At 62.4% G+C, this 25,352-nt stretch carries 24 protein-coding genes; 12 read left to right on the top strand and 12 right to left on the bottom strand.

The genetic code is table 11. The features are described from left to right. Positions 1-193: 193 nt before the first annotated feature. Positions 194-976 carry a methyltransferase domain-containing protein gene (locus X751_RS140185; protein WP_023670688.1) on the bottom strand — a complete coding sequence of 261 codons (783 nt, stop codon included), beginning with the start codon at positions 974-976 and terminating at the stop codon, positions 194-196. Positions 977-1,094: 118 nt separating this feature from the next. On the opposite strand from X751_RS140185, the gene gloB reads away from it, so the two are divergent. Together gloB and X751_RS140195 are read left to right on the top strand one after the other, a co-directional pair. Continuing rightward, entirely contained in the window at positions 1,095-1,862 is a 768-nt protein-coding gene (gene gloB / locus X751_RS140190) for a hydroxyacylglutathione hydrolase (protein ID WP_023745809.1), read from the top strand. Positions 1,863-1,882: 20 nt separating this feature from the next. Further along, a complete protein-coding gene (locus X751_RS140195; RefSeq protein ID WP_023745808.1) occupies positions 1,883-2,335 on the top strand; it encodes a cupin domain-containing protein in 453 nt (150 codons plus the stop codon). On the opposite strand, the gene X751_RS140200 is transcribed toward X751_RS140195, so the two are convergent. The 3 genes from X751_RS140200 to X751_RS140210 are packed head-to-tail and all read right to left on the bottom strand — an operon-like array spanning position 2,310 to position 4,714. Next, positions 2,310-2,984, bottom strand: a complete 675-nt coding sequence (locus X751_RS140200) for a lysoplasmalogenase family protein (RefSeq protein ID WP_023745807.1) — start codon at positions 2,982-2,984, stop codon at positions 2,310-2,312. The two genes, X751_RS140195 and X751_RS140200, sit on opposite strands and share 26 nt — an antisense overlap. Beyond that, a complete protein-coding gene (locus tag X751_RS140205) occupies positions 2,981-3,868 on the bottom strand; it encodes an EamA family transporter (RefSeq protein WP_023745806.1) in 888 nt (295 codons plus the stop codon). Before X751_RS140205 ends, X751_RS140200 begins: the two co-directional genes overlap by 4 nt. 45 nt (positions 3,869-3,913) lie before the next feature. Next, positions 3,914-4,714, bottom strand: coding sequence for a DUF3108 domain-containing protein (locus X751_RS140210; protein WP_023745805.1), 801 nt, complete (start codon positions 4,712-4,714; stop codon positions 3,914-3,916). 260 nt (positions 4,715-4,974) lie between these two features. Here X751_RS140210 and rpmB point away from each other — a divergent pair, with 260 nt between their 5' ends. The 3 genes from rpmB to X751_RS140225 all read left to right on the top strand — a co-directional run bounded on the left by rpmB (position 4,975) and on the right by X751_RS140225 (position 6,789). Next, on the top strand, positions 4,975-5,271 hold the full coding sequence (gene rpmB, locus X751_RS140215) for a 50S ribosomal protein L28 (protein ID WP_023670682.1): 297 nt from the start codon (positions 4,975-4,977) through the stop codon (positions 5,269-5,271). Positions 5,272-5,433: 162 nt separating this feature from the next. Then, positions 5,434-6,114, top strand: coding sequence for a queuosine precursor transporter (locus X751_RS140220; protein WP_023745804.1), 681 nt, complete (start codon positions 5,434-5,436; stop codon positions 6,112-6,114). Between the two features lie 3 nt (positions 6,115-6,117). Beyond that, positions 6,118-6,789 carry a spermidine synthase gene (locus X751_RS140225; protein WP_023745803.1) on the top strand — a complete coding sequence of 224 codons (672 nt, stop codon included), beginning with the start codon at positions 6,118-6,120 and terminating at the stop codon, positions 6,787-6,789. Between the two features lie 5 nt (positions 6,790-6,794). Here the strand turns inward: X751_RS140225 and X751_RS140230 are convergent, their stop codons facing one another. From X751_RS140230 to X751_RS140245, 4 genes are all read right to left on the bottom strand, one after another. Next, on the bottom strand, positions 6,795-7,820 hold the full coding sequence (locus X751_RS140230; RefSeq protein ID WP_023745802.1) for an esterase-like activity of phytase family protein: 1,026 nt from the start codon (positions 7,818-7,820) through the stop codon (positions 6,795-6,797). Next, positions 7,817-9,715: a cobaltochelatase subunit CobT gene (gene cobT, locus X751_RS140235; protein ID WP_023735203.1), complete on the bottom strand. Its 1,899-nt coding sequence runs from the start codon at positions 9,713-9,715 to the stop codon at positions 7,817-7,819. Before cobT ends, X751_RS140230 begins: the two co-directional genes overlap by 4 nt. 11 nt (positions 9,716-9,726) lie before the next feature. Beyond that, a complete protein-coding gene (gene cobS, locus X751_RS140240; protein ID WP_023670677.1) occupies positions 9,727-10,713 on the bottom strand; it encodes a cobaltochelatase subunit CobS in 987 nt (328 codons plus the stop codon). A gap of 123 nt (positions 10,714-10,836) precedes the next feature. Then, positions 10,837-11,466: a J domain-containing protein gene (locus X751_RS140245; protein WP_032887126.1), complete on the bottom strand. Its 630-nt coding sequence runs from the start codon at positions 11,464-11,466 to the stop codon at positions 10,837-10,839. Positions 11,467-11,633: 167 nt separating this feature from the next. Between X751_RS140245 and X751_RS140250 the strand changes: the two genes are divergently transcribed. Further along, a complete protein-coding gene (locus tag X751_RS140250; RefSeq protein ID WP_023670675.1) occupies positions 11,634-11,936 on the top strand; it encodes a BolA family transcriptional regulator in 303 nt (100 codons plus the stop codon). 11 nt (positions 11,937-11,947) lie between these two features. On the opposite strand, the gene X751_RS140255 is transcribed toward X751_RS140250, so the two are convergent. Further along, entirely contained in the window at positions 11,948-13,501 is a 1,554-nt protein-coding gene (locus X751_RS140255; RefSeq protein WP_023701378.1) for an acetolactate synthase large subunit, read from the bottom strand. A gap of 536 nt (positions 13,502-14,037) precedes the next feature. Between X751_RS140255 and X751_RS140260 the strand changes: the two genes are divergently transcribed. The 3 genes from X751_RS140260 to X751_RS140270 are packed head-to-tail and all read left to right on the top strand — an operon-like array spanning position 14,038 to position 18,872. Further along, the gene (locus X751_RS140260) at positions 14,038-15,987 is read left to right on the top strand and encodes a PrkA family serine protein kinase (RefSeq protein WP_023686732.1); all 1,950 of its coding nucleotides are present in this window, start codon (positions 14,038-14,040) and stop codon (positions 15,985-15,987) included. Positions 15,988-16,004: 17 nt separating this feature from the next. After that, complete coding sequence (locus X751_RS140265; RefSeq protein ID WP_023685368.1) at positions 16,005-17,312, top strand: YeaH/YhbH family protein; 1,308 nt, start codon at positions 16,005-16,007, stop codon at positions 17,310-17,312. Between the two features lie 9 nt (positions 17,313-17,321). Further along, positions 17,322-18,872, top strand: coding sequence for a SpoVR family protein (locus X751_RS140270; protein ID WP_023670670.1), 1,551 nt, complete (start codon positions 17,322-17,324; stop codon positions 18,870-18,872). Between the two features lie 41 nt (positions 18,873-18,913). Here the strand turns inward: X751_RS140270 and X751_RS140275 are convergent, their stop codons facing one another. From X751_RS140275 to X751_RS140285, 3 genes are read right to left on the bottom strand one after another with little or no spacing between them, the layout of a single operon-like run. Continuing rightward, complete coding sequence (locus X751_RS140275; RefSeq protein WP_023670669.1) at positions 18,914-19,810, bottom strand: HlyC/CorC family transporter; 897 nt, start codon at positions 19,808-19,810, stop codon at positions 18,914-18,916. Next, positions 19,807-20,940 (bottom strand): 3-dehydroquinate synthase, encoded by a 1,134-nt coding sequence (gene aroB / locus X751_RS140280; protein ID WP_023694054.1) that lies wholly within the window; start codon positions 20,938-20,940, stop codon positions 19,807-19,809. Before aroB ends, X751_RS140275 begins: the two co-directional genes overlap by 4 nt. Next, on the bottom strand, positions 20,937-21,548 hold the full coding sequence (locus X751_RS140285) for a shikimate kinase (RefSeq protein WP_023670667.1): 612 nt from the start codon (positions 21,546-21,548) through the stop codon (positions 20,937-20,939). The genes aroB and X751_RS140285 overlap by 4 nt, the downstream gene beginning before the upstream one ends. Positions 21,549-21,719: 171 nt before the next feature. Between X751_RS140285 and X751_RS140290 the strand changes: the two genes are divergently transcribed. The 3 genes from X751_RS140290 to X751_RS140300 all read left to right on the top strand — a co-directional run bounded on the left by X751_RS140290 (position 21,720) and on the right by X751_RS140300 (position 25,307). Next, positions 21,720-21,881: a hypothetical protein gene (locus X751_RS140290; RefSeq protein WP_023745801.1), complete on the top strand. Its 162-nt coding sequence runs from the start codon at positions 21,720-21,722 to the stop codon at positions 21,879-21,881. Between the two features lie 945 nt (positions 21,882-22,826). Beyond that, positions 22,827-23,777, top strand: a complete 951-nt coding sequence (locus tag X751_RS140295; protein WP_023745800.1) for an acetyl-CoA carboxylase carboxyltransferase subunit alpha — start codon at positions 22,827-22,829, stop codon at positions 23,775-23,777. Between the two features lie 234 nt (positions 23,778-24,011). Continuing rightward, positions 24,012-25,307, top strand: coding sequence for a murein L,D-transpeptidase family protein (locus X751_RS140300; RefSeq protein WP_023745799.1), 1,296 nt, complete (start codon positions 24,012-24,014; stop codon positions 25,305-25,307). The last annotated feature ends 45 nt before the right edge of the window (positions 25,308-25,352 follow it).

Here is a 25,352-nt window from a genome sequence, read left to right as displayed (position 1 = left end):
GCTGGCATCGACGGTTACCGGCTGAGCGGTGCGGACTTGTCCGGTTGATCAGCCATGCACGAGGTCCTTGCGTTCAGAAGCGTTGCTGAAACCAGATGGAGAGACTTGAAGGCATCCGCCGCTCAAACGGACCGCGAATGCATCTGCGACAGATAGGTGGGAAAAACCCACGCAACACCAGTTTTCATGATGATCACGAAGGTGTCACCTGACGCGTCGTCGATGTCACCCCTTCCGCCCGGCGGCCAAGCCGCGTCGCACCGTGCGGTGACAGTACCGGCACGAAGACACGGCGCGAGGCGCGCTGCGCGACCGGCACGCCCTGATAGAGCCGCTTCTGCGCCTCGACCACGATGACGCCGGAAAAGATCGGCCAGAACCGCCGGCCGGCGCGCTCCAGCACATTGTGGAACCGCATCATGAAGCGCCGCGGCGATGGCGGGAAGAACAGCGCGTCGGACCAGGAAGCCGGTGTGAAATTCGCCTCGCGCAGCAATTCTGTCAGCTGGCCGCGCGAGAACGGCCGGCCATTGCCGAACGGCGTGTGCTCGAACCGCGCCCAGACACCGCGCCGGTTGGGCACGACGATGACGACGCGCCCTGCCGGCGACAGCACCCGCCAGATCTCGTTCAGCGTCTCGCGCGGGTTTTCGACATGTTCGAGCGAATGCACGAGCAGCATGCGGTCGATGCAGGAATCGACCAGCGGCAGTTCCTCGTCGAAGACCAGCGCCGTAGCCGTCGGCCCGTTCGCCGGCCAGACGACGGCGCCTTGCGTAGCAGGCATGAAGGCAAACACCCGCTCGGCATCGGTGCCGAACCGCTCCAGCCACGGCAAGGTATAGCCGAGCCCGACCAGCCGCTCATTGGGCACTGTTGCCCATATTGAGGACAGCGCCATGGTGATCGAGCGTTCAGCCAGGCGGCCGAGCGTGGTCGAATAGAAGGAGCGGAGATCGACGATATCGGAATGCATGCGCGGGACGGTAGCTGCGATGCCGCCCAAGTTCAACAAAGCCGGCACGTTCTGCAAAGCTAGAGTGACATCGGCGGCCAAGCGCCCTATGTCTGCGCCAACAGATGGAGAGATGCCAATGCCCGTCGAAATCGAACAGTTCATGTGCCGCAGCGACAATTTCGGCGTGCTGGTGCATGACCCGAAAAGCGGCGAGACCGCCATTATCGACGCGCCCGAAGAAGCGCCGATCATTGCCGCGATCGAGCGTACCGGCTGGAAGCCGACGATGATCCTGACCACCCACCACCATGTCGACCATGTCGAGGCCAATCTGGCGCTGAAGGAGCGCTTCAAGCTGCGCATCGTCGGACCGGAGGCTGAAAAGGAAAAGATCCCCGGCATCGACGAGACCGTCGGGCAAGGCTCGGTCGTCCATCTCGGCGGCGAGCGGATCGATGTCATCGCCACGCCCGGCCACACTGCGGGCCATGTCTCCTATCATTTTCCGGCCTCGAAAGTGGCGTTCACCGCCGACACTTTGTTCGCGCTCGGCTGCGGCCGGCTGTTCGAATGCAAGCCGCCGGTGATGTATGAGTCGCTGAAGAAGCTCGCCGCACTCCCGGCGGACACGGTCATCTATTGCGGCCATGAGTATACGCTTTCGAACGCCCGCTTTGCGTTGACCGTCGACCCGACCAATTCGGCGCTGAAAGAACGCGCCGCCAAGATCGAGACCCTGCGCGCCGACAACAAGGCGACGCTGCCGACCACGATCGGCGAGGAATTGTCGACCAATCCGTTCCTGCGCTGGCACGACCCGGCGATCCGCAAGCATCTCCGTATGGAGGAGGCCTCCGACGCCGAAGTGTTCGCGGAAATCCGCAAGCGCAAGGACAATTTCTGAGCATCGTTCCGGGATCAGCCATGACCAGCGCCGCTGAAATCATCGCCATGCTTGGCCTCAAGCCGCATCCGGAAGGCGGCTGGTATGCCGAGACCTTTCGCGACGGCGCCGGTGGCGCGCGTGGCCATTCGACGGCGATCTATTTCCTCCTTGAACAGGACCAGATTTCGGCCTGGCACCGGGTCAAGGACGCGGCCGAGGTCTGGCACTTCCATGCCGGAGCGCCGCTGGCGCTGTCGATGTGCGAGGAAGGTAGTCCAATGCTTAACCAGGTGATCGAGCAGGTGCTCGGCATTGAGCTTGCGGCGGGCGAGCGGCCGCAGATCGTCGTGCCGGCCGGCTGGTGGCAATCAGCGCGCAGCCTCGGCGAATGGACGTTGGTCGGCTGCACCGTGGCGCCGGGCTTCGACTTCGCCGCGTTCGAAATGGCCGAGCCCGGCTGGGAACCTAGCGTAGCAAAAAGCCGAGCGTAATTGCCAACTGGGCGGCATAGTACAGCACCCAGACCGCATAACGGATGCCGGCGCGATAGGGTGCTATTGCCGGAACCAGGAATTTCTCCGCGGCAAGCAGCCCGTCCGATGCCATGAACATAACAGCGCCGCCGATGACCCACGGATTGTCGAGCGTCAACGCCGAGATGCCCATCGCCAGAATGGCCGCGATATAGACGGCGATCGGCACCCGCAGGCCGGGACTGACACGGCGCCAGAGCGCCGCCAGCATGACGACTGCGAAGGCCGCCATGGCAAGCGCGATGGCGCCGCGCCATGTCTCGGTGCTGAGCACATCCAGCCCGCCGCCGCCGCGCAGGAAGAGCGGCACATAGAGGACATGCGCCGCAAGGAAGCTGGCCAGCCCGCCGAGGAAGGCCTTTTCGCCGTCACGCGACAGGAAGGCATCGCCGACGCCGCTGAGCAGCAGTGCGACGACGAGTAACAGCGGCCCACCTTGCATGAAGGCGAGTGCCGCAAGCATGGCCACGGCCAGCGTCTTTGCCGCCGAGCGGGCCAGCGTCGGCCGCATATCCAGGGTGAAGGCGTAGATCACTGCCGCCACCAGCGAAAAAATCAATGTTGCATTGGCGTTGGCGTCGATGCCGCCGGCAAACGGCATGGTCATGCGCTTGCCCCACCCATTGCCGCCTTGCGCAGGAACAACGATTTCGCCGCCAGCGCCGCGCCGCCGGTGATCAGCACGCAGGCCGCCAGGATACGCAGCGACGGCTCGGCAACGCCCGCCGCGATCAGCACCAATGTCGACAGCAGTGGCGCCGCATAGCTTGCCGCGCCGAGCACCTGGATGTTGCCTCGTTTGACGCCGATATCCCAGGCGTAGAAGGCGGCACCCACCGGCATCAACCCCAAACCAACCACCGCCAGCCACTGGCCGGGGCCATCGGGCAGCACCGTCTTTTCCAGCAGAAGATGGCAGATGAGGGACAGGGCTGCCGTGGCGGCGCAGAACCAGGTGACGATCGAGGTCGGCACCGCCGGAAAGCGCCGGGACAGCAGCGAATAGGACGACCACAGCAGCGCACAGACGGCCGCCATCGCATAGCCGAAGGTGTAGCGAGCATCGAAGGCGAGGCCGCCACCCTTGGTGACGATCAGCACGGTCCCGGCGAGCCCGAGCAGCGCGCCGACGACATGGTTCCAGGCCAGCTTCTCGCCCGGCATCAGCGCTGATCCCAGCACGATCAGCAGCGGCCACAGATAGGCGATCAGGCTTGCCTCCACCGCCGGCGCGTTGCGCAGCGCGGTGAAATAGAAGAAATGGTAGCCGAACAGTCCGGCAATGCCGATCACCCAGACCTGGCGTGGGATCTTCAGGCTTTTATCGGTCGCCGGCATGAACAGCCGGGCAACCAGCCCGACCGCGGTGCCGATGGTGAAGGTGATGGCCGAGAGCAAGAATGGCGGCACGGCGCCCGACGCATCGGTGAGCAACGCCAGCAGCGCCCACATGGCGACCGCCGAGAAACCGATCAGTGTTGCGCGCCCCATGCCCGTCTCCGGCGACGCGCCCCATTTCTATTCGGGTAGGCGCATCTATTCAGTTGCTTCGAACCGCCCCGCGCTGACAGTCAAGGTGCCGATCTGCGTCCCGACCGTGGCGTGGATCGGCGCATATATGCCGGTTTGGCCGAGCGGTGCAAACGTCACCATCATCTGGCTCTTCTTCTTCAGGTAATTCAGCGCCTTGCGGCCCTTGCGGTAGCCTGCCACCGGCTCGAAGCTCATCTTGCAGGTAACGGTGTCGCCCTTGTAGCCCTTGACCGAGATCGATCCTTTCGAGGCGTAGGTCAGCGTCAGGTCGGCGCGCATCTCGCCGTCATAGAATTTCACCTTGCGCCCACAGACCTGGTCGAGGCTGTCAGCATGGATGACGGTAGCCGCCATCGGATCGAGCACCGATGCCAGATCGTTGCTGCCCAGCGGTATCCAGTTTTTGGGATTGCGCTTTTTCGGCTCGGGAATGACCTGGGTGGCGGTCACCGCGCCATTGGCAAAGCGGATATCGACCATGGAAGCCTTCTTGCCGGACTTATAATCGGCGCGAAATACCTGCGGCTGCATCTGCTTGCCCAGGATCTTGCCCTTTGACGAGATCGTGCCGCTCGTGTCGTCGAACAAGGTGGCGAGACCCGCGCTGGAGACGGTGCCGTCTATGGAATAGCTATCGCCTTCGTAGTGGCTGGAAAATGTCGCCTTGGCCACGGAAAGACCGAGGAACGACACCGTGTATTCGCCCTTGAAGGACTGTGCGGTGGCTGCGGGCGCGGCGGCAAGGGTTGATGTTGGCAAGGCGGCGACAAATATGGCGACAACGGCATGTGACGGGCGAAGCATGGCGGGCTCGGTCCTTGATTTTTTTAACTGGAGGCGGGCGACTCCGGCTTGAGATGTCCCTGTCCGACCGCTTATAGGCTGAATTCCGGCCTTTATGTGAAACGCTCGTCACAGTCGTGGGTAAGCCGGAGCTTGACGCATTGGCGAAATGCAACTATGGAACGCCAACTTTTCCATAAGGCCGCCTGACTGAAACCGCGCGCCACCCGGCGCGGGCGAACAAGGTTTGGCAGGCTTAGACAGAACTGAAGGTTAGAACCATGTCCCGCACCTGCGAACTCACTGCCAAGGCAGTCCAGACCGGCAACAATGTGAGCCACGCCAACAACAAGACCAAGCGCCGCTTCCTGCCGAACCTCGTCAATGTGACGCTGATTTCGGAAGCGCTGAACCAGAATGTGCGCCTGCGCATTTCGGCCAACGCGCTGCGTTCGGTCGAGCATCGCGGCGGCCTCGACGCCTTCCTGGCCAAGGCCGACGCCAAGGAATTGTCGCAGCGCGCGCGCCTGTTGAAGAAGCAGATCGCCAAGAAGCTGGCCGACCAGCCCGCCGCTTAACGATATCAAGGCGGGGGACGACCGCCCTGAGCATCGGAGCAATCCGATGCTCAAAACTTCTAAGGCAGCAGCATCGGAGGAATCCGATGCTCAAAACTTGCAAGGCAGCGCGACCCGAACTTCGGCTAGCGCCTGGCTGGTTCCATTACCCAGGATAAAAAAATGACTTCCTTCTCGCGATATCTGCCCTTTGTGGCCGCCATGGCGCTTGTCGTCGTGGCATCGAACATCCTCGTGCAGTTCCCGATGCAGGGCCAGGCCGGCGGTCTGTCGCTGGGCGACATCCTGACCTGGGGCGCCTTCACCTATCCCTTCTCCTTCCTGGTCACCGACCTTGCCAACCGCCGCTACGGGCCGACCGTGGCGCGCCGCATCGTCCTTGTCGGCTTCATGATCGCTGTGGTCTGCTCGATCCTCGTCCCGCCCTTCCTGTTTCGCCACGGCCTGATCGAGTTCGAGACATCAGCCGACCGGCTGGTGCGCATCGCCGCAGCTTCCGGCGCGGCCTTTCTTTGCGCGCAATTGCTCGACGTCACCGTCTTCAACCGGTTGCGCCGGCAGAGCTGGTGGCGCGCGCCGATCGTCGGCACGCTGGTCGGCTCGGTGTTCGACACCCTGGTGTTCTTCAGCATCGCCTTTTCGGCCGCCTTCGCTTTTGCCGGCCCGAACGACAGTTTTGCGCTGGAGACGGCGCCGCTGATGGGCGTGCTGCCGGTCGAGACCATGCGCTGGGTCTCCTGGGCGCTGGGCGACCTTTCGGTGAAGCTGATCATCGCTGTTGTGGCCCTGATCCCCTACCGGCTGCTCGCCGCCCACTGGAGCCAGCCGACCGTGGCTGTCTAGGCCGTGATCCCTTGGGTCCAGCTCGGCTCGGCCAAAACGCCTGACGGCGGACAGGAACTGCGCCTCAAGCAGCGCGGCAGCGAATTCTCGATCATGCTCGGCACCAATGAGCTGATGAACAGCCGCCTCAGCGGCTCCGAGGAAGCGCTGGCCAAGCTCTCCTGTGAAAAGATCGGCGGCAGCGCCCAACCGAAAATCCTGATCGGCGGCCTCGGCATGGGTTTTACGCTGCGCGCTGCGCTTGCCCAATTGGGCGCCGACGCAGGCATCACGGTTGCCGAGCTTGTCCCCGCCGTCATCGCCTGGGCGCGCGGCCCCATGGAGGCGGTCTTCGCCGGCTGTCTCGACGATCCCCGTGTGACGGTTCGCGAAGCCGACGTCGGGCACATCATAAGATCCGACAAGGCAGCCTGGGACGCCATCCTGCTCGATGTCGACAATGGCCCCGAAGGCATCGTCTACAAGGGCAACGACGCCCTCTATGGCGCTGCCGGCCTCGGCGCGGCGCGTACAGCGCTCAGGCCCGGAGGCGTGCTGGCTGTTTGGTCGCAAGGCCCCGATGCCGGCTTCACACGTAGGCTCAAGCAGGCGGGCTTTGTCGTGGACGAGGTGAAGACGCGCGCGAATGGCAAGCGCGGCGCGCGCCACGTCATCTGGATCGCCACCAAGCCTTAGGGCTCTCAATCCTGGTGCAGGATGAATTCCAGATAGAGGTTGCGCTGCAGGATCGAGTGGTTGTCGTCCGAGATCAGCGACACCATCAGCGCTCCGTCATCGCGGGTCCAGACGTCGAGTCCTTCCATATTGTCGATCTGGTAGCCCATGTCGGCTTCCATCAGCACCGGTCCGTCGGCAACCGCGCCCTTCTCGACGCTTTCGCCATAGATGCACCTTAGCCGCATCCTGACACCGCCGGCCATCGAGAAACTGCGCTCCAAAAGCAGCAGGTCGCCATCCGGCAGGAAGGCGCCGTCAGTGATGTCGAAATCACCGTTGCGCTTGACCGTGAAGACGCCCTTGTGCGGCCCTTCGATGATGGCGGCATAGATGTTGCCAGCCTTGTCCAAGCTCTTTTCCGAGACCACGACGAGGCCGCCCTCGTGCTGGCCGCTAGGATTGGTGTGGGTGACCGTCTCGAAACCGCGGTTCTGTCGCAGTTCGCGGGCTGGAATCAGAAAGTTCAGTTGCTTGAAAGGCGCCGTCATGTTGCTGGGGTCGATCTTGAACTGGGCGACGCGGTGATCGCGCTCGAAGCCGACGGTGGCGATGCCGTCCTTGACTGCAAGGCCCTCGGCATCGACTTCCCATTTCCTGTCGATCGGCCGGCCCTTCTCATCGACCATCTGCTGCATGCGGAAATTCTGGATGCCGGACGGCCGCTTGTCGGCATCATGGGTGATCGAGCCGAAGAACCAGAAGCCCGTATCGGCGACGCCGATGAAATCGCTACCGGGTTTGACGAACCGAAATGCCGACAGCGCGCCGAAATCGCGCGTCGTCGAGTTCATCTCAAGACCGCCGACGAATTCCAGCAGCCCAAACTGCTTGTCGGCGCTGCCGATATTGAAGGTGGTGATCGGCCGCGCCGAGACTTCGACCGGCTCGACCGCGCTTGGGCCGGCGGCGATGGCCGGCGCAAACGCCATGCCGAACAAGGCAGTGACCGCGAAGAGCATCTGCCGAAACCCGCCGCGCAAAAAAATCATCCAGCGCGCCGGTAGCCGCCGCGGCGTGTATCGCGCACGTTTTCCTCGGCAAACAGCGAGGCCAGCTGCTCGGTCATGGCGCCGGCCAGTTCCTCGGCATCGACGATGGTGACGGCGCGCCTGTAATAGCGGGTAACGTCGTGGCCGATGCCGATGGCCAGCAGCTCGACCGGCGAGCGCGTCTCGATCAGCTCGATGACGGCGCGCAGATGCCGCTCGAGATAGTTGCCAGGATTGACCGACAGCGTCGAATCGTCCACCGGCGCGCCGTCCGAGATCATCATCAGGATCTTGCGCTGTTCGGGCCGGGCGATCAGCCGGTTGTGCGCCCATAACAACGCCTCGCCGTCGATGTTTTCCTTGAGCAGGCCCTCGCGCATCATCAGGCCGAGATTGCGCCGGGCGCGACGCCACGGATGATCGGCGGATTTGTAGATGATGTGGCGCAGATCGTTGAGCCGGCCGGGGTTCGGCGGCTTGCCGTCCTTCAGCCACTTCTCGCGAGCCTGTCCGCCCTTCCACGCCCGCGTGGTGAAGCCGAGGATCTCGACCGAGACGCCGCAGCGCTCCAGCGTGCGCGCCAGAATGTCGGCACAGGTGGCGGCAACCGTGATCGGCCGACCGCGCATCGAGCCCGAATTGTCGAGCACCAGCGTCACCACCGTGTCGCGGAATTTGGTGTCGCGCTCCTGCTTGAACGACAAGGGCTGCATCGGGTCGATGACGACACGAACCAGGCGTGCCGGATCGAGATAACCCTCTTCGAGGTCGAAATCCCAGGAACGGTTCTGCTGCGCCATCAGGCGGCGCTGCAGCCGGTTGGCGAGCCGTCCGACGACGCCGGAGAGATTGGCCAGTTGCTTGTCGAGGAAGGCGCGCAGCCGGTCGAGTTCTTCTTCCTCGCACAGCTCTTCCGCACCGACGGTCTCGTCGAAGGCGGTGGTGAAAACCTTGTAGTCGATCTCTTTCGGCAGGTTGGCGAACGGGTTGTCGTTACGGCGCGCCTCGCCCGGCGTTTCGGCGTCCGCATCGTCATCGTCGGAAAGATCGTCGGCAGTGGCGTCGGAGGCCTCAGTCTCGGACGACTGTTCGTCGTCGGCCGAGGCCTCGGCGTCCTCGGATTGCGACTGCTCGGAGCCGGAATCCTCTTCGCCGCCCTCCTCGCTCTGCTCCTCGCCTTGCGGCTGGTCCTCGTCATTGTCCTCGGAGTCTTCGGTCTCCTGATCGTCGCCGAGTTCCTCGGCCATCTCCATGGACGCCAGCATCTCACGCACGATGCGGGCGAAGGCCTGCTGGTCGCCGAGCTTGGCCGACAGTCCGTCGAGATCGGCCTTGGCCTTCTCCTCGACCCAGGGCCGCCAGAGTTCGACCAGCCGTTCGCCGCTCTTCGGGATCGGCCGTCCGGTCAGCTTTTCGCGCACCATAAGCGCCAGCGCCTCCTCGATCGGCGCGTCGGCCTTGTCCTTGACGTCGACAAGGTTGGCCTTGGCGTATTTGTCCTCCAGCATCGAGCCGATATTGTCGGCGACGCCCTGCATGGCGCGGCTGCCGATCGCCTCGACGCGGGCCTGTTCCACGGCGTCATAGATCGAGCGCGCCAGCTTGCCTTCCGGCGCCAGTTTGGTGTGGATGCGCTGATCGTGGCAGGCGCGCTTCAGCGCCATGGAATCGCCCAGGCCACGAGTAATCGCGATGTCTGTCTTGGACGCTTTCTTCGGCAGTTCGGGCAGACGGGCGCGGCTGCCGGCGAGCGCCGGGCGGTCCTTGGCGAAACCGACTTCGAGCTCCTTGTCGCCGGCGATGGCGCGCATGCAGACGGTGACGGCACGCTTGAAGCTGTCGGCTTCAGACCCCGTCTTCGACTTGTTGCGCGTGTTGTCGCCCGGACCCGCCATCGAGGCTCTGCTCAGCCCAGCACCACGTTGGCGGCGCTCTCGGGCAAATCCTCGCCGAAGGCGCGCTGGTAGAACTCGGCCACCACCGAACGCTCCAGCTCGTCGCACTTGTTGAGGAAGGTCAGCCGGAACGCCATGCCGATATTGCCGAAGATCTCGGCATTTTCGGCCCAGGTGATGACGGTACGCGGGCTCATCACGGTCGACAGATCGCCATTGATGAAGGCCGAGCGCGTCATGTCGGCGACGCGCACCATCTTGTTGACGATGTCCTTGCCCTTGCCGTCGCGATAGTGCTTGGCCTTGGCCAGCACGATGTTCACCTCATTGTCGTGCGGCAGGTAGTTCAGCGTGGTGACGATCGACCAGCGATCCATCTGCGCCTGGTTGATCTGCTGCGTGCCGTGATAGAGGCCGGTGGTGTCGCCGAGGCCAACGGTGTTGGCGGTCGAAAACAAGCGGAACGCCGGATGCGGGCGGATGACCCGGCTCTGGTCGAGTAGCGTCAGGCGGCCCGACGATTCCAGCACGCGCTGGATGACGAACATCACGTCCGGACGGCCGGCATCGTACTCGTCAAAGCAGAGCGCGACATTGTGCTGGTAGGCCCAGGGCAGGATGCCGTCGCGGAATTCGGTGATCTGCAGGCCATCCTTGACGACGATGGCGTCCTTGCCGACGAGGTCGATACGGCTGACATGGCTGTCGAGGTTGACGCGCACGCAGGGCCAGTTAAGGCGGGCGGCGACCTGTTCGATATGGGTCGATTTGCCGGTGCCGTGATAGCCAGACACCATGACGCGGCGGTTGTAGGCAAAGCCGGCAAGGATCGCCAGCGTCGTCGCCTTGTCGAACAGATAATCCGGATCGATGTCCGGCACATGTTCCGAGGTCACCGAATAGGCCGGCACTACCATCTTGGACTCGAAGCCGAATTTGTCTTTCACCGACACCGTCGTGTCGGGCAAATTGGCGATGTCGCGATCGACCTTGTTCATCTCTATCCAAGTCTCCACGGGCGAAATGCCTGATTTCGCCGGCAATCGATTTTGTCCGGGGGCGGTCTTAGAGCCTTTTCCACCCTTATGAAAGTTGGAAAACGACACGAACCGTTAGGTTGCTCAGCACAAACCCGCCTGCTTGAGCACGCGATAGGCCTGCAGCACATCGCGGAACCGGTCTTCCGAACCTCTATCGCCGCCATTCGCATCCGGATGGTGGCGCTTCACAAGTTCCTTATAGCGCGCCTTGATGTCCTTGCCAGTCGCCTTTGTATCAAGGCCAAGCGTTTCCAGCGCCTTGGCCTCAAGCGGCTTGGCCTTGCGTTCGCGCGCCTCGCGCGGGTCCTTCGGCCCTTTGAACAGATCGAAGGGATCGCGCATGCGGTTGTAATAGCCGGCGCGACCGGAACGCTGCTGGGCGAAATCGGGCGAGGAGCGCGTCGAGGCGCCGGCGACGCCCATCTTCCATGTCGGCCGGTGGCCGGTCATCGCTTCCTTCTGGAAGCGGGCTATCTCGGTGTCCGGCACGCCGGAGAAGTAGTTGAAACCCTTGTTGTATTCGCGCACATGATCGAAGCAGAACTGAAAATACTCGCCTTCCTTCATGCGTCCGACCGGCGCCCGGTGGGTACCGGCCTCCTTGCAGCCGTCCCACTGGCAGATCGGCGAGTGCGACTTCAGCTCCGCATCCTTGTCGGGACGGACCCGAATTTTCTCGAAATATTTGGGGTACGGTTTCATCTCACCCATTTATGGGCTGTTCGCACGTGCGAAACAAGAATTGACATTTTCGCGATCATCGCCCTAACCGCTGAATCGCGGCATAAAGCAGGGCGAATGGCGATTTTTGTGGCGGCCCGGCGGGATCGATCCGATTTCCCGATCACGCCTTGCAGATATGGTGAAGGGAGATGGCGATGTCCATACAGGCGACGATGGAAGACAAGCTGAACAAGGCGTTTTCGCCGGAGCGGCTGGCGATCGTCAATGAAAGCCACCTTCATGCCGGTCATCACCACCACGGCTCCGACGATCACGGTGCCTATGACGGCACCGGCGAGACGCATTTTCGCGTCCGCATCGTCTCATCCGTCTTTGCCGGCATGAGCCGCATCGATCGCCACCGCGCCGTCAACGAATTGCTCGCAGCGGAGCTGCAAGCCGGCGTCCATGCGCTGGCAATCGAACCGGCTGCACCCGGCGAAAAGACCCGTTGGTAAGTCTCTCCGCCTCAGATCACCGCTTCGATGAGAAACGGTCCCGGACGCGACAGGGCACTGTCGAGCAGCGCGTCGAACCGCTCGCACGTGTCGGCGCGGGCCGCCTCGACGCCCATGCCTTTGGCCAGCGCAACCCAGTCCAGCGCCGGATGGTCGAGATCGAGCATGCGCCTAGCGTTCTCGCCGATCTCATTGACCCCGACATTCTTCATTTCGCCATGCAGGATGGCGTAGGTCCGGTTGGAAAAGATGATGGTCACGACGTCAAGCTTTTCCCTGGCCTGGGTCCACAGTCCCTGCACCGTGTACATGCCGCTGCCGTCGGCCTCGAGATTGATCACCTTGCGGTCCGGGCAGGCGATCGCTGCTCCTGTCGCCATCGGAATGCCGCCGCCGATCGATCCGCCCGTACCCATCATGTAGTCGTGCGGCGCCGCAAAGGCGGATAGCGCGAAGAACCGTCTCGCCGAGGTGACCGCTTCGTCGCAGACGATGGCATTGGCCGGAAGTTTGCGCGCCACCGACAGCGCGATGGCATCGTCCGTCAGTCTGCCGCTCAGCGTCGGTTCGTCTGGAAAGGCGGTTGCGGCGGCGAATTGCTGCGTCGGCTTGATGCCGACCTCGGCAGCCAGCGCCTCCAGCGCCGCTTTCAGATCCTGGCCATGCGCCGCCAGCGAAAGCACCTTGCAATCGTCCCGAACCAGCCGCCCGGGCTTGCCGGGATAGGCGAAGAAGGCAACCGGCTCCTTGGCGCCGACCAGCACCAGCAAGTCGATATCCCGGAGCATGGCCGTCGCCGCATCGACCGGATAGGGAATGCGGGTCGGGGCGAACCGCCCGCGGCCGCGCTGCATGCGGGCGATCAGAACCTCACTGAACAGCCTGACATCGCTTCCCGATGACATTCTCCCTGCGATTTCAAGTCCATCGGCGCGCGCCGCCTGCCCACGCACCACCATGCCGACACGGCCCGGCGCGGCGCGGATTGCTTCGGCGATCGTGCGCACAACAGCCATGTCGACGGCGGGCGGCGGCTCCAGCTTCACCTTGCCAGGTGAAATCGCAGCAACTTCGCCCCAGGCGGCATCCGCAGGCAGGATCAGCGTCGTGACGCCAGGCGGCGTGAGTGAGGCGCGGAAAGCCGCCTCTGCGGCCGGCACAATATCGGCCGGCCCCTTGACGCGGCCAACCCAGTTCGACATCGGCGACGCCAGGCCTTCTATGTCGCTGGTCAGCGGGGCATCGAGCGGCAGATGGTAAGAAGCATGGTCGCCGACAATGTTGATCATCGGGCTGCGCGCACGCCTTGCGTTGTGCATGTTGGCCAAACCGTTGGCGAGACCCGGTCCGGTATGCAGCAACGTTGCTGCCGGGCGGTCGGTCATGCGCGCATAGCCGTCCGCGGCGCCGGTCACCACGCCCTCGAACAGGCCGAGCACGCAACGCATCTGAGGTTTGCGGTCCAGTGCGGCAACGAAATGCATTTCGGATGTGCCAGGATTGGCGAAGCAGACCGTGACGTCATTGGCCAGGAGCACGTCGCACAGCAGATCGGCGCCATTCATGATTTTCTTTCCCAATCGACAATTCAGGAACAATTGCACCTGTAGGCGCCGGGTCGGCAATGTCCCGCCGGGGCTTTTGGTCTGATCCAGGACGCCTCGCGGGATCCGGCGATCAACCGACGGTCCATTCAGGAAGGCCAGCATCGCGGCGGTCAACGCGTCGCCGTCCTCGCCGAAGTCGTGATTGATCGACATATGCGTGTAGGCGTTGCCGTCGAACAGCGTCACTTCAGTGCCGATGGCGCGCAGGCGTTTGGCAAAGCCTTCGATTGGTCGTCGCGGCCTTCGGCGCGCGAATAGGCGATGAAGGTCGGCGGATGCTTGTGTCCATCGAGATAGCTGGCCGGCGACAACGCCGCCCATCAGCGCCGCAGCACCGGGCAACCCGCCATTCCAGCCACTCCGAATGTTTCCTCCCAAGCCTTCTACCCGGATTGCAGCCACTCTCCTTCATGTGAAGGGAACCAACAATGCTTTCCGACAGTTGAAGGTGATGAGGCGATTGGAATCCAGATCGGCTCCGAGGGCAGAACATCATGCGTGCAACCCAATCCGACGTCTTCGATCTTTTTTCGGAAATTTATGCCAATGCGGCGGACGAAGAGGTCAGCATCCAACAGTATCTTCTTGCCTGTCGGGAAGACAAATCGATGTACGCTTCGGCGCCCGAAAGGATGGTCGACGCAATCGGCGAACCAAAACTGGTTGACACCAGCAAAGACGAGCGCCTCGGCCGCATTTTCGCGAATCGGACCCTCAAGATCTACCCTCATTTTTCCGACTTCTATGGAATGGAGGATACGATCGAGCGCATAGCTGGATATTTCCGCTATGCCTCGCAGGGGCTCGAAGAACGCAAGCAGATCCTCTATCTCCTCGGCCCGGTCGGCGGCGGCAAATCCTCTCTGGCCGAGCGCCTGAAGAAACTGATGGAGCAGCGCCCGATCTACACGCTGAAGGTCGGCAACCAGATCAGCCCGGTTTTCGAGTCGCCGCTTGGGCTGTTCCATCCCGATCACATGGGTGATCTGCTAGAGGATAAATACGGCATAGCCCGGCGCCGGCTGAACGGATTGATTTCGCCATGGGCGGCCAAGCGCCTCGACGAATTGTCTGGCGACATTTCCAAATTCAGCGTCGTCAAGCTGATGCCTTCGCGGCTGCGCCAGATCGGCATTGCCAAGACCGAACCTGGCGATGAGAACAATCAGGATGTCTCGGCCCTGGTCGGCAAGGTCGACATCAGGCAATTGGAAAATTTTAGCCAGTCCGACCCCGATGCCTATTCCTATAGCGGTGGCCTGAACCGGACCACGCAAGGTCTGCTTGAATTCGTCGAGATGTTCAAGGCACCCATCAAGGTTCTGCATCCGCTGCTGACCGCGACACAGGAAGGCAGCTACAACGGCACTGAAAATTTCGGCGCCTTTCCCTACCAGGGGATCATCGTCGCCCATTCCAACGAGTCGGAATGGCAACAGTTCAAGAGCAACAAGAACAACGAGGCGTTTCTCGATCGCATCCTGGTGGTCAAGGTACCCTATTGCCTGCGGATCACCGAAGAGAGGCAGATCTATGAGAAATTGTTGCGTGAGAGCGAGTTGGCCGCCAGCCCCTGTGCCCCTGAAGTTTTGGACATCCTCAGCCGCTTTGCAGTTTCGACGCGCTTGGCCGAGCACGACAACTCGCCGCTCTACACCAAGATGCGCGCCTATGACGGCGAAAATCTGAAGGAAGTCGATCCCAGGGCAAAGTCGGTCCAAGAATATCGCGACGCCGCCGGCGTCGATGAAGGCATGACGGGCGTCAGCACGCGCTTTGCCTTTAAGATCCTTTCGCAGACATTCAACTTCGACAATGAGGAGGTCGCCGCCGATCCTGTGCATCTGATGTACATTCTGGAGGAGGCGATCAAGCGGGAGCAGTTCCCGAAGGAAACGGAAGCGGCATATCTTGAATTCATCAAGTCGGAGCTTGCAGCGCGCTACGCCGAGTTTATCGGCCACGAAATCCAGAAGGCCTATCTGGAGTCCTATAGCGAATACGGCCAGAACCTCTTCGACCGCTACATCGCCTATGCGGATGCCTGGATTGAGGACCAGGACTACAAGGACCCCGACACCGGCCAGATCCTCAACCGGGAGATCCTGGACAACGAACTTTCGCAGGTCGAGAAACCGGCAGGCATCGCCAATCCCAAGGACTTCCGTAACGAGGTGGTGAAGTTCACTCTGCGCGCTCGCGCAAGAAACCACGGCCGCAACCCGTCATGGACCAGCTATGAAAAATTGCGCGAGGTCATCGAGAAGCGGATGTTCGGACAGGTCGAGGACCTCTTGCCGGTGATCAGCTTCGGCTCCAAGCAAGACAGCGTTACGGAAAAGCGCCACAACGAATTCGTGCAGCGCATGATCGAGCGTGGCTACACAGAACGGCAGGTACGCCGGCTGGTGGACTGGTACATGCGGGTGAACAAGGCGGGTTGACAGAGCCGGATGGTTCCATGCCGATCTTCATCGACCGTCGCCTGAACCCCAAGGACAAGAGCCTTGGCAATCGACAACGCTTCCTCAGGCGTGCTCGCGAGGAGTTGAAGCGGAGCATTCGCGATCAAATCCGCACTGGCAGGATCGCCGACGTGGATACCGAGCACGCCGTGCCCATGCCTGAAAGGAAAACGGCCGAGCCGAGCTTCAACGATGACAGGGCCAGCGGACGGCGCCGACACATCCTTCCGGGCAACAGGCATTTTTCCCCTGGAGACCTGCTCCCGAAGCCGCATGGGGGCGGCGCGGCGTCGTCGCCAGGAAACACGGCGTCGGAAGACGATTTTCGTTTCGTGCTGTCACGCGAGGAGGTGCTCGAACTCTTTTTTGAGGATCTCGAACTGCCCGACCTGGTTAAGCTCAATCTCAAGGAAATCCTTGCCTTCAAGCCGCGCCGGGCCGGCTTCGCGGCAACCGGTTCCCCGACCAACATCAATGCCGGCCGCACCATGCGCAACAGCCTAGGCCGGCGCATTGCGCTGAGGCGCCCCACGCAGCAGGAACTGGAGGCGATCCTCCGGGAAATCGTCACCCTTGAGTCGGCCCCGGCCGGCGCGGCGGTGCGCCAGCGCATCGCGGAATTACGCGACGAGCTTGACCGGCTGGAGCGACGGCGCAGGCGAATTGCCTTTGTCGATCCGGTCGATATCCGATTCAACCGCTTCGACGCCCGGCCGGTGCCGAATGCCAATGCCGTCATGTTCTGCCTTATGGACGTGTCCGGATCGATGGGCCAACGCGAAAAGGACTTGGCCAAACGCTTCTTCGTGCTGCTGCACCTGTTCTTGAAACGGCGCTACGAACGCACGGAGATCGTCTTCATCCGCCATACCCATGAGGCGCACGAAGTGGATGAGGACACGTTCTTCTACAACACGCAGAGCGGCGGTACGATCGTCTCCACCGCGCTCGACGAAATGCACCGCATTATCGGCCAGCGCTATCCTGCCAGCGAGTGGAACATTTACGCCGCGCAGGCCTCTGACGGGGACAATTTCACCACCGATTCCGAGCGATGCATAGAGCTCATGAACGGCAAGCTCATGCGCCTGTGCCAGTATTTCGCCTATGTCGAGATCATCGACGAACGCGAGAGCCACATATTCGGTGCTACCGAAAACGGGACGTCGCTTTGGCGCGCCTACAGTACGATCGAGCTGAAATGGCCCAACTTCCAGATGAGCCGCATCGCTGCTCCCGCGGATATTTACCCGGTCTTCCACCGGCTCTTCGCCAGGCAGCCGGTGGCCATCAAGAGCGCTTGAGAGAGAGAGATGGTCAGGCGAGCCAACGAAACGAATTTGTTGTTTTCCGGTTCTGACTGGAATTTCGAGAAATTATCGCGGGCTTTTGAAGAGATCGAGGCGATCGCGGTCGACGAGTTGCATCTCGATACTTACCCGGTCCAGATGGAGATAATCTCCTCCCAGCAGATGCTCGACGCCTACTCATCTATCGGCATGCCACTGATGTATCGGCATTGGTCGTTCGGCAAACATTTCCTTCACCAGGAGCTTCTTTACCGTAAGGGTGGTCGGGGGCTGGCCTATGAACTGGTCATCAACTCCAATCCCTGCATCGTCTACCTCATGGAGGAAAACACCATGGCGTTGCAGGCCCTTGTGACGGCCCACGCGGCGCTTGGCCACAATCATTTCTTCAAGAACAATCATCTGTTTCAGCAATGGACCGACGCCGGGGCAATCCTGGGTTATCTGGACTTCGCCAAGGGCTACATCGCCCGGTGCGAGGAGCGGCACGGCCTTGCAGCAGTGGAGGCCATTCTCGATTCCGCCCATGCGCTGATGGAACAAGGGGTGTTCCGCTACCACCGGCCGCCAAAGCTCTCGTCGGAGCGACAGCGCGAAGGGCTTCGCGAGCGCCTCGAATACGAAGAGCGCTCCTACAACGATCTGTGGCGCACGCTGCCGCCGTCGCAGAACAAAAACAAGTCCGGCAATGAGGATCAAGGGATGGCGGAGCGCAAGAGATCGCTCAACCTTCCCGAGGAAAACCTCCTTTATTTCCTCGAGAAGAACAGCCTGATCCTGGAACCCTGGCAGCGCGAGATCATCAGGATCGTCCGCGTCATCGCGCAATATTTCTACCCGCAGCGACAGACTCAAGTGATGAATGAAGGCTGCGCCACCTTCGTGCATTATACGCTCATGAACATGCTATTCGATCGTGGCCGGATCGGCGAAGGTGCCATGCTCGAAATCCTGCGCAACCATTCGAACGTGATCTTCCAGCCGGCCTTTGACGATCCCCGGTTTTCAGGCATCAATCCCTATGCCCTCGGCCTCGACATGATGCAGGACATACAGCGCATTTCGACCGAGCCGACGGCGGAGGACCGCGACTGGTTCCCGGACATTGCAGGACATGGCAACTGGCGCGAGGTCCTGCTTGAGGCCTGGGCCAACCACCGCGACGAATCCTTTATCCGCCAGTACCTCAGCCCGAGCTTGATCCGAAAATGGCGGTTCTTCGTGCTTGGCGATGGAGCCGACAAACCGCATTTCGAAGTCGCGTCGATCCACAACGAACGTGGCTATCACAAGATACGCGCCCAGCTTGCCCACAGTTACGACCTTGGAGCGAATCGGCCGGACATCCAGGTGATTGATGTCGACCTGCTCGGCGACCGGCAGTTGCGGCTGCAACACAGGGTAAAGGATGGTGTTGTGCTCGAAGGGGCCAGCCGTGACGCGACGCTCCGCCATGTCCGCAGCCTCTGGGGCTACGAGGTCAGCCTGGTCGCAGTTGACGCTCAAACCGGTGCGACCATCCACGAACGGTCTACGAGCCAGATCGCGGCATAAGCTCGGCAAAGAGCGTCATGTGGCGGGCCTGCTCGGTACCTTTAAGATTCGCCCGCCGGCCTGATCCTGATTCTGGCGATCCGGTTCTTGTCGCGCTTCATCACCACGAAGCGCTTGCCGTGGAAGGTGAAAGCCTGCTTTTCCTCGGGGATCGACTGCGTCTCGTGGATGACCAGGCCGGCAATGGTGGTCGCTTCCTCGTCAGGCAGGTTCCAGTCGAGCGCCCGGTTGAGATCGCGGATCGGCACGGTGCCGTCGACGACCACGGAACCGTCCGCCTCCTGCTTCACGCCCTGAATGTCTACATCGTGCTCGTCGGCGATCTCGCCAACGATCTCCTCGATAATGTCCTCCAGCGTCACCAGCCCTTCGACCTCGCCATATTCGTCGACGACGATAGCGAAATGCGCCTTGGCGCGCAGGAAGGCGTTGAGCTGTTCCTGCAGCGTCGTGGTGTCGGGCACGAACCAAGGCTTCGAAGCGATCTTCATCACGTCGATCCGGGAAAAGTCGTTGCCGACCTCGTTCAGCGCTCGCAGCAGGTCCTTGGCGTGCAGCACGCCGACAATGTTGTCGAGAGAGCCTTTCCACAACGGCATGCGGGTGTGCGGGCTTTGCAGGATCTCGCGCACCACCGCTTCCGGCCCATTGTCGGCATTGACCGAGCGCATATTGGTGCGGTGGACCATAATGTCGGAGACTTCGAGCTCGGCGAGATCGAACAGCCCGCCGACGCGGTCGCGGTCCTCACGCACCATCTGGCCGTCGCGGCGGAAATCGTCGACCGCGCCGCGCAACTCGTCCTGTGTCGAGCGCTGCGGCTCGATGCGCGACAGCTCATAGCCGAACATGGCAAGCAGGCGCGTGCGCACGGCCAGGACCAGCAGGATGAGGATGGCAAGGACGGCGACGACGGTCCAGCCGGGCTCGTTGATCATCGCTGCCGGCTTTCCTGGCCCGGGTGGTTCTCCCTGAGGAACGAAAGCACTTCCGACGCCGGTACATCCTTGGCAATAAAAGCCTGGCCAACGCCGCGCGTCAGGATGAATGTCAGCGCGCCGCGCGACACTTTCTTGTCCTGGGTGATGAAGCCAAGCAGCGCCTCGGCATCGGGCAACTCACCAGGGATGTCGGCCATCCGCCAGGGTAGACCGACGGCGCGAAGATGCGCCTCGACCCGCGCCGCGTCGTCCGGGCTGGCCAGATTGAGCCTTGCGGAAAAGCGGTGCGCCAGCGCCATGCCGATGGCGACGCCTTCGCCATGGACGAGGCGGGCGCCGTCATACTGTGTGGCGCCTTCCAGCGCATGGCCGAATGTGTGGCCAAGATTGAGCAGTGCGCGGTCGCCGGTTTCGAACTCGTCGCGGGCGACGACATCGGCCTTAGCGCGGCACGCCTCGGCAATCGCCTCCGCCCGTTCCGCACCACCGGCGAACACCTTTTCCCAGTTCGCTTCCAGCCAGGCGAAAAACGCCGGTCGGTCGATCAATCCGTATTTGGCAAGCTCGGCATAGCCGGCGCGAAATTCGCGGATCGGCAGCGTGTCGAGCACTTCGGTGTCGGCCAGCACCAGCTTCGGCTGATGGAAGACGCCGACCAGATTCTTGCCGCGCGGGCTATTGATGCCGGTTTTCCCGCCGACCGAGGAATCGACCTGCGCCAGCAGCGAGGTTGGAATCTGGACGAAATTCATGCCGCGGCGCACGATGCCGGCGGCAAAGCCGGTGAGGTCGCCGATGACGCCACCGCCGAGCGCAATGACGACATCGCCGCGCTCCAGCTTGGCGGCGAGCACGCCGTCGACCACCTCTTCGAGATGGGCAAAGCTCTTGGTCTTTTCGCCGGCCGGCAAAGTGATGACGGCAGGCTGGATGCCGCCTGTTTCCAGACCGGCCTTCAGCGCGTCGAGATGTGCCGCCGCGACATTGTCGTCGGTGACCACCGCCGCTCTCGTGCCGGGCAGGCGGCGCGAAATCTCGGCGCCGGCGCGCGCCAAAAGGCCGGGGCCGATCAGGATGTCATAGGCACGCTCGCCAAGGCCGACCTCGACAGTGACCGGTTCGCTCACAGCCGCACCTCGCCCGGCGCAGTCGGAGCCGGAATGCCGAAATGCCCGCACAGCGCGTCGACAACCTCGGTCGCAATGACCTCCTTGCGGTCGTCGCGTGTCGGCACGGTGATGTTGGACGTGGCATAGACCGGGTAGCGCTCGCCCATCAGCCGCTCGAGCACGGCGCGCGGATCGGCGCTTTTGAGCAACGGCCGGTTCTGCTTCTTGGACACGCGTTCCATCAACAGGTCGATCTCGGCCTTCAGCCACACCGACACGCCATGCCCGGCGATCGCTTCCCGCGTCTGCGCATTCATGAACGCGCCGCCGCCGGTCGACAGCACCTGCGGCCCACTCTCCAGCACGCGCAGGATGACGCGCTGCTCCAACGCCCGGAATTCGGTCTCGCCATAACGTTCGAACAGTTCCGGCACCGTCATGCGCGACACGGTTTCGATCTCCTGGTCGCTGTCGACGAAGGGCAGCGACAGCATCGTCGCCACCTTGCGGCCGATCGCCGTCTTGCCGGCGCCCATCAGGCCGACAAAGACGATCGAGCGGCTTCCCAGCCTGTCGAGCAGCGCGGCATGGCTATCGCCGGGAGGATTTGCTGGTAACGCGTTCATGAGACCATGCTGTTTCTAAGCCGTCTTTGCCGGCGTATCGACATCAAAAGCCCGTTTGCGTCAAGCATAGCGCCTTTCGCACGCAGAGCCCTTCGTCCTTGAATTGACGGAATTAGCGTCCCATAAGGACACGGGCTTGGAATCGCAGAGCAAGAAGACGGGCGAAGATTGATGCCGACACTGTTCCGCTTTGTCGTGACGATGATGATTCTTGCCGGCATTGCCTATGGTACGATGGTGGCGCTGGCGATGTTCGTCGAGCCGAAAAAAGCCGAAATCACCGTGCGCATCCCACCGGAAAAGCTGAACCCCAAGAAAACTGACCCAAACTGACCCCTGGAACATGAACAGCGCGGCTCGCATCGAAGCCTTTCTCGAGATGATGAGCGCCGAACGCGGTGCCGCTGCAAACACGCTGTCTTCCTACCGCCGTGATCTCGAAGACGCTTCGCAGCAGATTGCCGGCGGGCTTGCCGCTGCCGCCGCAGCCGACATCCGCGCCTATCTCGACGATATCGCGGCGCGCGGCTTTGCGTCGACGTCGCAGGCGCGCAAACTGTCGGCGATCCGCCAGTTCTTCAAGTTTCTCTACGCCGAGGGCTTGCGCGGCGACGACCCGACCGGCACGCTGGACAGTCCGAAAAAGGGCCGGCCGCTGCCCAAGACGATGAGCGAGGCCGATACCGGTCGGCTGCTCGACCGTGCGGCGCTTGAGACAGGCGATGGCGTCAATGGCGACCGGGTGGCGGCACTGCGCCTGCACGCTTTGGTCGAGGTGCTCTATGCCACCGGCCTGCGCGTCTCCGAACTTGTCGGCCTGCCGGTGACCGTCGCCCAGCGCGACGACCGCTTCTTCATGGTGCGCGGCAAGGGCGACAAGGAGCGCATGGTGCCGCTGTCGGCCAAGGCCCGCATGGCGATGCGGGCATGGCTCACGGCCCGGGCGTCGGTGCCGGCTTTCGCCGACAGCCCGTTTCTGTTCCCGGCCGCCGGCGACAGCGGCTTTCTCTCCCGGCAGGTCTTTGCCCGCGACCTCAAAGGCCTTGCCGCGCGGGCCGGCATATCGGCGGCGAAAATTTCGCCGCATGTGCTGCAGATCGGAAGAGCACACGTCTGAACTNATTTACACGCATGTGCTGGAAGAGCGGTTGGTGCGGCTGGTCAACGATCATCATCCGCTTGCCGACTAGGCCTCATATCGCTATGTGAGGGCAACGTGCCCGCGCGGAGCCTACATCTGCGCGATGTTTGCCTTCCGACGCATCGGTCCGCTCAAGAATGTACAATTACCTCGATTTCGAAAAGCCGGTGCAGGACCTTGAACTCAAGATCCTCGAGCTGAAGAAGCTTGCCGAGAATGGCGAGGCGGTCGATGTCGGCGACGAAATCAGCCGGCTCGAGAAGCGCGTGCGCGACGCGCTGCGCGACATCTACAAGGCGCTGACGCCGTGGCAGAAGGTGCAGGTCGCGCGCCACACCGACAGGCCGCATTGCCTCGACTACATCAAGGGTCTGTTCAGCGATTTCACGCCGCTCGCCGGCGACCGCAATTTCGGCGAGGACCAGGCGATCATCGGCGGCTTCGCCCGATTCCGCGGCGAACCGGTGGCCGTCATCGGCCAGGAAAAGGGCTCCGACACGGCGAGCCGGCTCAAGCACAATTTCGGCTCGGTGCGCCCTGAAGGCTACCGTAAGGCCGTGCGGCTGATGAAACTTGCCGACCGCTTCCAGATTCCACTTCTGACGCTGGTCGACACCGCCGGCGCCTACCCCGGCGTTGGCGCCGAGGAACGCGGCCAGGCTGAAGCCATCGCCCGCTCAACCTCGGCCTGCCTCGGCCTCAAAGTGCCATCGATTTCGGTCGTCATCGGCGAAGGCGGTTCGGGCGGCGCCATTGCGATCGCCACCGCCAACCGCGTCTACATGCTGGAACACGCCATCTATTCGGTGATCTCGCCGGAAGGCGCTGCCTCGATCCTGTGGCGCGACACGACGCGCTCGAAAGATGCGGCGACCAACATGAAGATCACCGCCCAGGACCTTCTGGAAATGAAGATCATCGACGCCATCATTGCCGAGCCGCTCGGCGGCGCCCAGCGCGCGCCCGAAACGGTGATCGCCGCCACCGGCGACCTCATCGCCAAGACGATGAAGGATTTTGCCGGCGCCAACACCGATTTTCGCGAACAGCGCCGCGAAAAATATCTGGCGATGGGCCGCAGCCTCTGATTTTGGCCGGCAGCGCACCGCAATGTGGCGTCAAGGAGCAATTTCGCCACAAAAATGCCGCCGCATTCGGCTCAATAAAAAATCCGTGACACCGGGCGAATTGCCGTGGGGGGCGCCGTCCGACGCTTGCGGTAAGGAATTTTCAAGGTTAACGGGCTTAGGGTCCGTCAGTGTTCAGCATGCAGGCCCGGGCGCTATCCGGCCGTGACGCGAGAAAAAGACATAGCCGTATCCATGTTTGCCAAGCTTGCCCGCACTGGACTTCTGATCGCCGCGCTTGGCGTTGCCGGCTGCAACGATTCCTCAATGAAGAATTTTGCGCCGGAAGCCAGCAAGCCGCTGCCGGACAAGATCCTGGCCGACATGAAGGCCAAGGGCATGATCCGCACCTCGTCGGTGATGGCTCGCATCTTCAAGGAAGAAGGCAAGCTCGAAATCTGGAAGGCCAAGACCACCGGCCGCTACGAGATGGTCGCCAGCTACGACATCTGCAAATGGTCGGGCAAGCTCGGCCCGAAATACACCGAGGGCGACCGCCAGGCGCCGGAAGGTTTCTATACGGTCCGCCCGTCGCAGATGAATCCGCGCTCGAACTATCATCTGTCCTTCAACATCGGCTATCCCAACGCCTATGACCGTGCCAATGGCCGCACCGGCGCCAATCTGATGGTGCATGGCGCCTGCTCGTCGTCGGGCTGTTATTCGATGACCGACCCGCAGATCGAGCAGATCTACGCTTTTGGTCGCGATGCCTTCCAGGGCGGCCAGACCGAGTTCCAGATCCAGGCCTTCCCATTCCGCATGACCGCCGCCAACATGGCGCGCTACCGCAACGACCCGAACTATGAGTTCTGGAAGATGCTGAAGGTCGGTTACGACAACTTCGAGATCACCAAGGTGCCGCCGAAGGTCGATGTCTGCGACAAGCGCTATGTCTTCAACCAGGTGGCGCCTGAGGGCACGACATTCGATCCGACTGGCGCCTGCCCCGCGACCACGCAGCCGGATTCGCTGAAGAGCGCACTCAACGCCTATCAAAGCAGCTATGACGCGGCCTTCACCGGCGCGGTCAAGGCCAGTGTTCCGGCGCCCAAGCCGACCATTGCCGGCATCAAGGAAGCCAGCATCGTTTCCGACTGGTCGAAGCGCCGCGCCCGGGGCGAGCGCGTGCCGATCGAACCGCCGTCGCTGAATTCCGACGGCACGCTGACCGAGACGGCGCGCATGGGGCGCATCGATTCGCCCGCCGGCCGCAAGATGGCGGCGCTGGACGCAGAGAAGGAAGCCAAGCGCAAGGCCGAGGAACAGCGGGTTGCTGCCATCGAGGCTGCGAAAGCCGCCAAGGCCCAGGCACTGGCTGAAAAGCAAGCCGCAAAGGCCCAAGCGCTGGCCGAAAAGGAAGCAGCCAAGCAGGCCCCCCAGCAGCCGGTCGCCACTGCGAGCGTCGAGGCGGCGCCTGCAGAACCGCCGGCGGACGAAAGCCGGATGTCGAAGATCAAGAACAAGCTGCTAGGCATGTTCGGCGGCTGAGGTTTTTCGCCTTGCCGATGCATGTCGCCCAAAAGTGCGCAGCGG

It is taken from the genome of Mesorhizobium sp. LNJC394B00 (assembly GCF_000502555.1).
In the GTDB taxonomy this organism is placed as follows: Bacteria; Pseudomonadota; Alphaproteobacteria; order Rhizobiales; family Rhizobiaceae; genus Mesorhizobium.
Note: the sequence above shows the minus strand (reverse complement) of the source record. Positions and strands in the feature narration are given on the sequence as shown.

Bases quoted from the DNA above. Each gene is read 5' to 3' on its own strand.
- X751_RS140185 (WP_023670688.1), bottom strand. From the start codon at position 976: ATGCATTCCGATATCGTCGATCTCCGCTCCTTCTATTCGACCACGCTC.
- gloB (WP_023745809.1), top strand. From the start codon at position 1,095: ATGCCCGTCGAAATCGAACAGTTCATGTGCCGCAGCGACAATTTCGGC.
- X751_RS140195 (WP_023745808.1), top strand. From the start codon at position 1,883: ATGACCAGCGCCGCTGAAATCATCGCCATGCTTGGCCTCAAGCCGCAT.
- X751_RS140200 (WP_023745807.1), bottom strand. From the start codon at position 2,984: ATGACCATGCCGTTTGCCGGCGGCATCGACGCCAACGCCAATGCAACA.
- X751_RS140205 (WP_023745806.1), bottom strand. From the start codon at position 3,868: ATGGGGCGCGCAACACTGATCGGTTTCTCGGCGGTCGCCATGTGGGCG.
- X751_RS140210 (WP_023745805.1), bottom strand. From the start codon at position 4,714: ATGCTTCGCCCGTCACATGCCGTTGTCGCCATATTTGTCGCCGCCTTG.
- rpmB (WP_023670682.1), top strand. From the start codon at position 4,975: ATGTCCCGCACCTGCGAACTCACTGCCAAGGCAGTCCAGACCGGCAAC.
- X751_RS140220 (WP_023745804.1), top strand. From the start codon at position 5,434: ATGACTTCCTTCTCGCGATATCTGCCCTTTGTGGCCGCCATGGCGCTT.
- X751_RS140230 (WP_023745802.1), bottom strand. From the start codon at position 7,820: ATGATTTTTTTGCGCGGCGGGTTTCGGCAGATGCTCTTCGCGGTCACT.
- cobT (WP_023735203.1), bottom strand. From the start codon at position 9,715: ATGGCGGGTCCGGGCGACAACACGCGCAACAAGTCGAAGACGGGGTCT.
- cobS (WP_023670677.1), bottom strand. From the start codon at position 10,713: ATGAACAAGGTCGATCGCGACATCGCCAATTTGCCCGACACGACGGTG.
- X751_RS140245 (WP_032887126.1), bottom strand. From the start codon at position 11,466: ATGGGTGAGATGAAACCGTACCCCAAATATTTCGAGAAAATTCGGGTC.
- X751_RS140250 (WP_023670675.1), top strand. From the start codon at position 11,634: ATGTCCATACAGGCGACGATGGAAGACAAGCTGAACAAGGCGTTTTCG.
- X751_RS140255 (WP_023701378.1), bottom strand. From the start codon at position 13,501: ATGAATGGCGCCGATCTGCTGTGCGACGTGCTCCTGGCCAATGACGTC.
- X751_RS140260 (WP_023686732.1), top strand. From the start codon at position 14,038: ATGCGTGCAACCCAATCCGACGTCTTCGATCTTTTTTCGGAAATTTAT.
- X751_RS140265 (WP_023685368.1), top strand. From the start codon at position 16,005: ATGCCGATCTTCATCGACCGTCGCCTGAACCCCAAGGACAAGAGCCTT.
- X751_RS140270 (WP_023670670.1), top strand. From the start codon at position 17,322: ATGGTCAGGCGAGCCAACGAAACGAATTTGTTGTTTTCCGGTTCTGAC.
- X751_RS140275 (WP_023670669.1), bottom strand. From the start codon at position 19,810: ATGATCAACGAGCCCGGCTGGACCGTCGTCGCCGTCCTTGCCATCCTC.
- X751_RS140285 (WP_023670667.1), bottom strand. From the start codon at position 21,548: ATGAACGCGTTACCAGCAAATCCTCCCGGCGATAGCCATGCCGCGCTG.
- X751_RS140290 (WP_023745801.1), top strand. From the start codon at position 21,720: ATGCCGACACTGTTCCGCTTTGTCGTGACGATGATGATTCTTGCCGGC.
- X751_RS140295 (WP_023745800.1), top strand. From the start codon at position 22,827: ATGTACAATTACCTCGATTTCGAAAAGCCGGTGCAGGACCTTGAACTC.
- X751_RS140300 (WP_023745799.1), top strand. From the start codon at position 24,012: ATGTTTGCCAAGCTTGCCCGCACTGGACTTCTGATCGCCGCGCTTGGC.